Raw genomic sequence first — 6,850 nt, 5'->3', positions numbered from 1 at the left:
GGGTCGGCGTATCAAGATTTCGGGGGCTCAGTGGGATGAGAGTAACGTCCCACAAGTCTTGAAGCATCGGTGTGCCTACCTCAACGGGCAATTTTCAACTTGAGTCTTACAAAACTGAGATGCACTCGATCGATTCAGTAATTTTGGGGGAGGGTATTGACAAGTGTAGAGTTTTACTATCACAATTTTTGTGATAGTAAAACTTACTTATGGGCTATGTTAAATTTTATTAAAATAACGGCAAAATTAGATTATAAATCAACTTAAAGGTGTAATATGTCTAAGTCAGCCGAATTAGGGAAGGTTAATCAAGTGAATCTCAAACTGAACAACTAACTGGCTTCATGAAAAGACTGAAAAGAAAAGACAACCTAGACTCGGACTATTGATAGTAGATTATAGCTAGGTTTATAGATAGCCTAACCAAAACCAACCAAACGTTTGAGTTTATCACTATCGAAGGTAACCCAATGGATTGCTTCGACTTCTACAACCCTGTTAAAGTTCTATTTGGTAAAGGGAAGATTGCAGCTATTGCTAATGAGATTCCCACCGATGCCAGAGTTTTAATGACCTACGGTGGCGGCAGCATTAAAAAGAACGGGGTATATGAACAAGTCAAAGCTGCTCTTGCCAAACATAGAGTTCTAGAATTCGGTGGTATCACCCCTAACCCTGAGCTGGAAATACTGTTAGATGCTGTCAATTTAGCTCGCACTGAAGAGATAACTTACCTGTTAGCTGTCGGTGGCGGTTCTGTAATTGATGCTACCAAATTTATCGCAGTGGCAGTTCCGTTTGTTGGGGACTTGTGGGACATCTTGACTGCCAATGCTCCATTAACAGCAGCACTGCCTTTGGGGACAGTACTAACCTTGCCAGCGACTGGTTCAGAAATGAACTCTTATTTTGTAGTAACTAGACGTTCCAGTCAAGAAAAACTCCAGAGGAGAAGCGAGTTAGTATTTCCCCGCTTTTCCGTACTAGACCCCACAGTAACTTTTTCCCTGCCACGACACCAAATCAGTAACGGGATAGTTGACTCCTTCACTCATACACTGGAACAATACCTCACTTACCCAGTCAATGCTGCCCTTCAAGACCGCATGGCTGAATCAATTCTCCTAACTCTAATTGAAGAAGGACCAAAAACCCTAGCCGCTCCTACTGATTACGATGCGCGATCTAACCTAATGTGGTGTGCCACTATAGCTGACAATGAATTAATTGGGGCTGGTGTTCCTCAAGATTGGTCTACTCACATGATCGCTCATGAGCTAACAGCTTTATATGGGCTTGACCATGCTGTAACCCTGGCAATTATAATGCCCAGCTTACTTACATACAAACGGGACACCAAGGGTGCCAAATTATTACAGTTTGCTCGAAGAGTTTGGGGAATTACTCAGGGCAATGACGAGCAACGCATTAGCCAAGCTATCTCGGCAACCAGGAATTTTTTTGAGTCCCTTGGCCTATCAACTCGTCTGCGAGATTATGGGCTAGATTCTAGCTGTATATCAGAAGTTATTGAGAGTCTCGACAAGCACGATCTTGTTCCTTTAGGGGAACGTCAAGATATTACTCTTGAAGATGTCCGACAAATTCTGAGCTTAAGTATTTAGCAAGGAACACAGATGAAAGAAATCCAACACAGCAAGGTTAACTTGTCTGCGGGCAACTCTACTGTCAATCGAGATAGCAATAGGAGTAATTCAGTCAGTGCTAAAGATGAAGAGTTAGTTTTTTTACCTGCCTATCAGTTAGCCCAACTTATCCGCGATCGCCAGGTTTCTTGCCAAGACGTTATCAAAGCTCATTTAGCTCAGATTGCCCGACATAACCAAAAACTAAACGCGATCGTCACCTTAGATGAAGAAGGTGCCCAAAAACAGGCAAAAGCAGCCGATGAAGCACTGGCAAAGGGAAATAGTTGGGGTGCATTACATGGGGTTCCGATCACAATTAAAGATTGCTTGGAAACCAAGGGAATACGAACCACAAGTAGTTACCAACCTTTAGCAAATTACATTCCCGAGCAAGATGCAACTGCTGTGGCGCGATTGCGTGGTGCTGGAGCTATTGTTTTGGGTAAAACCAATACCCCCAAGTTAGCTGAAGATTTTCAAACCAATAGTCCCTTGTTTGGTCGCACCAACAATCCCTGGAACCTAGACTACACTCCCGGCGGCAGTACGGGAGGTGGAGCAGCAGCTGTAGCCGCTGGATTATCACCTCTGGAATTGGGGAGTGATTGTGGCGGTTCCATCAGGATTCCCTCCCATTTTTGCGGGTTGTTTGGCTTGAAACCAACAGAGCAGCGAGTGTCTTTTTTTGGGCATATCCCAGAATTACCAAGACAGCCAAAAAGTATTAGACATCTACAAACAGTAGGACCACTAGCTCGCTCTTTAGAAGACTTACGGCTGTGCTTGTCACTGATTGAAGATAAAGATGTTACCCACTCAGAAGTATTAGAAAAACTGCCAAATAAGCTCGAGTCTTATCGCTTTGCCTGGACAGACAGTTTTGGAGATATTCCTCCGGATGCCGAAACTAGAGCTGCCATGGAGAAATTAGCCTCTTGTTTAACGGAAATCGGTTGTTATCTAGAGCAACAAAGCCCACCAAACTTTGACTTTATTGCAGTATGGGAAGCTTACATCAGTATTTTCCAATGGGAATTTGATGCCCTGCAACTAGATAAATCTGTGATTCAACAACAAAGGTATGTCCAAGCTCTTGCCCAGCGCAATACCTTCATCAACCAGATAGAAAGATTCTTGAATAATTGGGATGGGTTACTCGTTCCAGTTGCACCTACACCCGCTTTTCCCCATTGCCCGATGGGTAAACCAATTGAGGTAGATGGTCAACAATTTTCCTATATGATGTCTATTGGTGCTTATACTACGCCGTTCAACCTGACTGGCAACCCGGCTGTGGTCATGCCTTTTACCCGCTCGAAAAAAGGTTTACCGATGGGAATTCAAATTGTAGGAAGACGAGGAAGCGACATGAAACTACTAGGGATCGCCGAGAAATTAACTCAGGTTACTGGACTGTTTCAACGTCCCCCTGGATACTAACCTAGACTAGAACATCTTTTAACAACACAATTGAAAAACAAAGGATAGAATAAATGACAACAACAACTGCAACCAAACTTATTGGCTTAATGGCTGGTGGTGGAACTGGTACTGAGTTGATTAATGCAGTACTGCCTTGCTTTAAAGCAGTAGAAGAACTCTATGATATTAAGTTTAACTTCTTGCACTTTGATAACGAAAAGTGGAGAAAAGAAGCAGAAACAGAGGTGTGGCATCAGCCCTTTTATGAGGCAATGTGCGACTTCTACGAACAAGTTGAACAGCTTGGTGGATGTATTTTACGAGGAGCAGTACAAGCACCAGTACTTTACAAAGCCCGGGAACGAGTTAACCACAACTACAAAATCAATCCCATTAAAGGGATTCCTGAAATTGCTGACTTGACCAGATTTTCTCCCCAAGAGCTAGATGATTTAGAAATATTTTTAGTCAGGGAAAACACCTTTGGTCTGTTTCACTGCGACGGTGAATATAATGGAAATGGCAAGGCAGTAGTAGAAATTACCCATCACAGAGAGGATGTTGAGCGATTAGCTGACTATTCCTTTAAATTGGCTAAAGGAGGATCCCTAACCTTAGCAATGCCGACTCGGAAGCTGGGGGCAATTGGGGAGTTATGGGAAAAGGTTTTTGAGGAAAAAGCTGCTGCTCATCCCAATATTAATTACTGGCGCATAGAGCCTTGTATTGAAGATATTGCTCATTATGTTAGAACGCGCAAAAACTTTGACACAGCTAGTGATCCCTATGATCTGCCCATGAAACAATACAACGTGATTGTTGGTCCTGAGTTATTTATGGACTATATGATGGACGACGTTGCTTGGGCAATTCATGGTGAGCCTTCTATAGCTTGTTCCGGTAACTTTTCTCCTGATGGTTTCTCTTCTTTCCAAACCAATCATGGCACAGTTACCCCGATTGCCGATAAGGATATTGTTAATCCCATTGCCATGGTTCACGCTGTTGCTATGTGTCTAGAGTATTATTACCAATTGCCAGAGGCAGCCAAGTCCCTGGAATTAGCAGTAAGAAAGACTCTAGCTGCTGGTTACAGGACACCAGATTTACATCGAGGAAATACTCGCTACCAAAAGGTAGGGACTAAAGCAATGGTAGAGAAAATTATTGATGAGTTAAAGACACTATAAATCCAACAGGAAGCTGTTGTTACCATTTCCTAGTTAAGAAGAGTAATAAACCCAAAGATTCTATTTGTATTCCACCAATCTACTACTCATCCTGGTCTAGTTGGATATCTGCTGCACCAGCGTGGTTATCAGCTTGATATCCGGATTCCAAGTGAGGGAAATTCACTCCCTACCACAATGGATGACCATGAGGCTACCATTGTGTTTGGTGGCGATATCAGCGCTAACGACAGTGAAACTTTACCATTTATTCGTACCGAATTGGATTGGATTTCCACAGTTCTAAGCTCAGGTAAACCCTTTTTTGGTATTTGTCTTGGTGCTCAACTTTTAGCGAAGGTTTTAGGCGCAACAGTGGCACGGCATCCTCAGGGTAAAGCAGAAATTGGCTATCACCGGATTATGCCAACATACGCCGGGAGTCAATATATTGACTCCCAGTTGCATTTTTATCATTGGAATTTGGAGGGATTTGAGCTACCTTTAGATGCGGTTAAATTAGCGTCAGGCAATATTTTTGATAATCAGGCATTTCCCTACAGCGAAAACGCCTATGGTGTACAATTAAACTACTCATTTACTATAATCAGTCTAGGAGATCCTGAGTTATTTAATTGATAGTAAGATGAAAAATAACAAACATATTGCTATGTGGAGTTGTCCCAGAAGTCGTTCAACAGCAATGCCTAGGGCTTTTGAGCAGCTAGATGAATGTATGGTGTTTGATGAACCTTTATTTGGGGCATATCTGGTAAAACGTGGTTTAGATCAACCTTGTGAAGAAAGGGAAGTAGGGCAATACCTGGAAACAAATCATGAGAAAGTCATTCAAAAGATTACTGGTAGTTTACCTGAAGGTGTATCCTTTTCATTTCAAAAACACCAATCTAAGCATGCTTTGCCAGAGTTTGGCAGGAATTGGCTTAAATCTTTAAACAACTTTTTCTTAATCAGGAATCCCAAGGAAATCATTTTGTCATATCATAAGCTATACAAAAAAAAATTGACTATGGATCATATTGGGATAGAATATCATTACAATTTATTTAGAGAAATTGAACTATTGATAGGTAAAAAAGCTGTGGTTATTGATTCAATAGATATAGTTAATAATACTCGAAAAGTACTGTTATTTTTATGTTCTGAGTTTCAAATAAAGTTTTCTGAAAAAATGCTGAATTGGGAAGTAAATCCTAAAGCATCAAAGCTTTTACAGATAGAAAAATCTCCCTATTCAAGAGGCTGGTACAGTAATGTTCTAGGTTCTAGGGTATTTATTAATAAACAGCAAGATCTTGATTTTCCAGAGGAGCTAAATCCCTTGCTTGAAGCTTGTATGCCATACTATAACAAATTATCACAATATCGTGTGACTTTTAATGGATGATTAATCCCAAAATTAACTGCCTGACTTGGTTTTCAGTTGCAATTACCTTGCTTCGCTGAACTACCCTACTCGAACCCTGGGCAATATCTCAGGAAAAATTGTTAATTGAAAATTGTCAATGATCAATTAACAATTTACCCACCTAATTTAAACCTTATTTCCTTAACGTCTCACCAATAGTATGACCCTTGGATTTGAAAACACTCTTCATTAACACCTCATGCACCAACACGGCTACAATAAAGCCTGGACAAACTTCGGATAGGATGTTATTAAATCCTAAAACTCGCCAGAGGATAGCAGTACTCAATCCCGCCAACATCATAGAGTTCAAGGCTAAATAATGAGTTCGCCTTTTCAATAATATCATGACCATGGCTGGACCGAGGGAACTGGCCACAGCTCCACTAGCCAAAAGAACCAATGAAAACACTGTGGAGGAAATAGAAATCGCCGCAATTACAGCGAGTATTCCCACCACTAAGGTCATGAATTGCTCGTATTTCACGCCATATTTCCGGGACATCCTCCGATGCAACCCCGGGGAAATATCTCTAGCGATCGCACTGGAACAAACCAGAAGTTGGGAATCCGCTGTAGAGGCAATCACAGAAAAGACACCAGCCAACACAATACCGACTAAAAAAGGATTAAATTGTTGTGTGGCGTACAAGGGCAAGGCTTGTTCGGGATCACTAATGTTAGGCATTAAGACCCGGCAAGCAATCCCAAACAAAACCATTGCTATCCAGGTCGAATACACGTAAGCCAAGTACACCCACTTCGCTTGTTTCACCTCTTGCGGACTCCGCCCAGCTAGCAATCTCACCAGTATTTGCGGCTGAGAGATACTGAATCCGAAGCCAAAAACGAAAAATCCTACTAGGTAGGCGAGTAAGGTTAACCAGCTAAATCCTGCGGTGAGATTCATCAATTGAGGATCAATCTGATTGAGTTCTGAGATAATTTTTGACACCCCACCCCCGTTGATAATGGCTACTGCCAGCATGCCAAAGCAAACAAACATCACCACAAAAGACTGCACCACATCAGTCCAGATTGAGGCTCTGAGTCCTATTAGAGTCGATGCCCGGTATTATCCGGGGCACCTCTCCTTCAAATCCGTACGTGAAGGTTTCCCCTCATACGGCTCCTAGGTGTCCTTGTCTTTCGACTTGCCCCCGTGAATATATTGGTGACAG

Annotated in this window: 6 protein-coding genes; 5 read left to right on the top strand and 1 reads right to left on the bottom strand. The window is 42.1% G+C overall.

What is annotated here, in order from left to right; all coding sequences use genetic code 11:
• Positions 1-470: 470 nt before the first annotated feature.
• Genes F6K46_RS37320 through F6K46_RS37300 form a run of 5 tightly spaced genes read left to right on the top strand, consistent with a single transcriptional unit; the run spans position 471 to position 5,648 of the window.
• A complete protein-coding gene (locus F6K46_RS37320) occupies positions 471-1,625 on the top strand; it encodes an iron-containing alcohol dehydrogenase (RefSeq protein WP_293067846.1) in 1,155 nt (384 codons plus the stop codon).
• A gap of 12 nt (positions 1,626-1,637) precedes the next feature.
• Positions 1,638-3,089, top strand: a complete 1,452-nt coding sequence (locus F6K46_RS37315) for an amidase (RefSeq protein ID WP_293067844.1) — start codon at positions 1,638-1,640, stop codon at positions 3,087-3,089.
• A 53-nt stretch (positions 3,090-3,142) separates the two neighbouring features.
• A complete protein-coding gene (locus tag F6K46_RS37310) occupies positions 3,143-4,261 on the top strand; it encodes an isocitrate/isopropylmalate family dehydrogenase (RefSeq protein WP_293067841.1) in 1,119 nt (372 codons plus the stop codon).
• 45 nt (positions 4,262-4,306) lie between these two features.
• Positions 4,307-4,879 (top strand): gamma-glutamyl-gamma-aminobutyrate hydrolase family protein, encoded by a 573-nt coding sequence (locus tag F6K46_RS37305; protein WP_366510872.1) that lies wholly within the window; start codon positions 4,307-4,309, stop codon positions 4,877-4,879.
• Positions 4,880-4,886: 7 nt separating this feature from the next.
• Positions 4,887-5,648 (top strand): hypothetical protein, encoded by a 762-nt coding sequence (locus tag F6K46_RS37300; RefSeq protein WP_293067835.1) that lies wholly within the window; start codon positions 4,887-4,889, stop codon positions 5,646-5,648.
• A gap of 154 nt (positions 5,649-5,802) precedes the next feature.
• On the opposite strand, the gene F6K46_RS37295 is transcribed toward F6K46_RS37300, so the two are convergent.
• A complete protein-coding gene (locus F6K46_RS37295) occupies positions 5,803-6,726 on the bottom strand; it encodes a hypothetical protein (protein ID WP_293067849.1) in 924 nt (307 codons plus the stop codon).
• Positions 6,727-6,850: the final 124 nt, after the last annotated feature.

Origin of the sequence: Moorena sp. SIO3E8 (assembly GCF_010692445.1) — a bacterium.
GTDB classification, from domain to species: Bacteria; Cyanobacteriota; Cyanobacteriia; order Cyanobacteriales; family Coleofasciculaceae; genus Moorena; species Moorena bouillonii.
This window is presented reverse-complemented; position numbering and strand designations above follow the sequence as displayed.